The organism is Waterburya sp. (genome assembly GCF_058530065.1).
Genome location: NZ_JBZNBU010000409.1, coordinates 1 through 1,872, shown reverse-complemented (window position 1 = coordinate 1,872; position 1,872 = coordinate 1). Strand labels below are relative to the sequence as shown.

The 1,872-nt window shown below is 41.0% G+C and carries 2 protein-coding genes; both read right to left on the bottom strand.

Features of this window, described 5'->3' with window-relative positions; all coding sequences use genetic code 11:
- The coding region (locus AC33VI_RS22935) for a glycosyltransferase (RefSeq protein WP_491784580.1) at positions 1-719 on the bottom strand (719 nt) is incomplete at its 3' end.
- 171 nt (positions 720-890) lie between these two features.
- Complete coding sequence (gene thyD, locus AC33VI_RS22930) at positions 891-1,808, bottom strand: thylakoid membrane protein ThyD (protein WP_491784579.1); 918 nt, start codon at positions 1,806-1,808, stop codon at positions 891-893.
- Positions 1,809-1,872 lie beyond the last annotated feature (64 nt).

Here is a 1,872-nt window from a genome sequence, read left to right as displayed (position 1 = left end):
ATTCCTGCCAAGGCTAAATGTATTTGAGGATTATTTAGTTTGGCTAAAGCATTCAAGACATCTTGATGGCGTTTGCGGGGAGTAAATTCAGCAATACATAATAATAAAATATCTTCCGAGTCTAAGTTTAGTTCTTGGCGAATTGCCATAACATCGGTATCGGAAACTCGATTGGCAGCGTAGCGGTTAGTATCGACTCCAATACCGCGAGTGTAATAAATTCTCTCTTCAGGAAGAAATTTATTTTGTTTGGCAGCAGTTTCATCCTCTTGATTGATCGTGACCAAATAATCAGTCCAATTTCCTGCCAGCTTTTCTAAATTAAAGAAAATAGCATTTTTCACAGGGTTGCCACCGCGATAAAAATGGAAACCATGAGCGGTATAAACTACTTTTGGTTTGCTCAAACCCCTCAAAGCAAAACGAGTTACAAAAGCAGCAATAGGAGTGTGGACGTGAACTAAATCATAATCTCCCCGAGCGACTACTTCTCGGACTCGCTTGACCCCCGCCAACAGATTTCTCGGATCTAAGACATTTCTCGACCACTGTATATCCCAAACGCGATCGCAAGTTGCAACGCATTCTGATTCTGCGGAAATTCCTTGTGCCATAGCATCAACCTGCCAACCAAGACTTCTAAAATGGCGAGCAAAAGGCAATAAGAAAGCGCGAATTGTGACTGGAACAGTCGTAACCATCAGTAGCTTGTAACTCATTAAATTTAAAATTTAATCTTGAATATTTGACAGGGAAAAATGCTCGCATTAATTTAACATTGTCAATTGAGCGATCGCCATGTAATCAAAAAAGCTGGACTTGTAGCAATCCAAAGTAGTCGTGCAAAATTAATTTGATAGCTACTAGGGTTGGATAAAGCAGAAGTTAAGTTAATTAACAATTTCTGCTAAAGCGGACTTAAGCTCGGCATATTGATAATCGAAACCAGTACTTTTAGTTTTTTCTGGTAATACTTGCTGTCCTTCTAAGACAACCACAGCACCATCTCCTAATAAGACTTCTAAGACAAAATCGGGGACGGGTAACCAGGAAGGACGATTCATCACTTGCCCTAAAGTACTGCATAGAGTACTCATTCTCACTGGATGGGGTGCGGTAGCATTATAAGCTCCAGACATTTGAGCATCTTCAATACCACGAATAATTAAATCAACTAAATCATCGCGATGTATCCAAGAAAACCATTGTTTTCCACTACCAATAGGCCCTCCCGCAAACATTTTAAAAGGTCCTAGCATTTTACCCAAAGCCCCACCATTGGCGAGAACAATCCCAATTCGTAGGATGACCAAGCGTACTCCGCTTTCCGTAACCTTTTGCGCTTCTGCTTCCCAATTTTGGCAGACTTGAGCGAGAAAATCATTACCAGGGGAGCTACTTTCTTTAAATACATCAGTTTCACTAGTACCATAGTAGCCGACTGCCGAACCACTAACTAATACTTGGGGCTTTTCTGCTGCCATGGCGATCGCTTCTACTAATTTGCGCGTTCCAATTTGGCGACTTTCCATAATAGCTCGCTTTTGCTGGGGATTCCATCGCTCGGCAATCGGCTCTCCTGCTAAGTTAACTACGGCATCGCAGCCAGAAACGTTTTTTTGCCAATTTCCTGACTCTTGAGGAGTGTAAGAGATTATTTCTAGATTGGGGTAACTGGATGGGGGAAAAGTTCTTTGGGCTTTACTGGGATTGCGAGTAAAAACCAAAATTTGGTGTCCTGCTTGGTTTAGTTTTTCTACCAAACGACTGCCAACCAAACCCGTTGGGCCAGTAATTGCAATTTTCATAAATAAATCTAATGTTTTGTTAAAAAAATAGTATATAAGGATTGAGCAGATCCCTACTAATTAT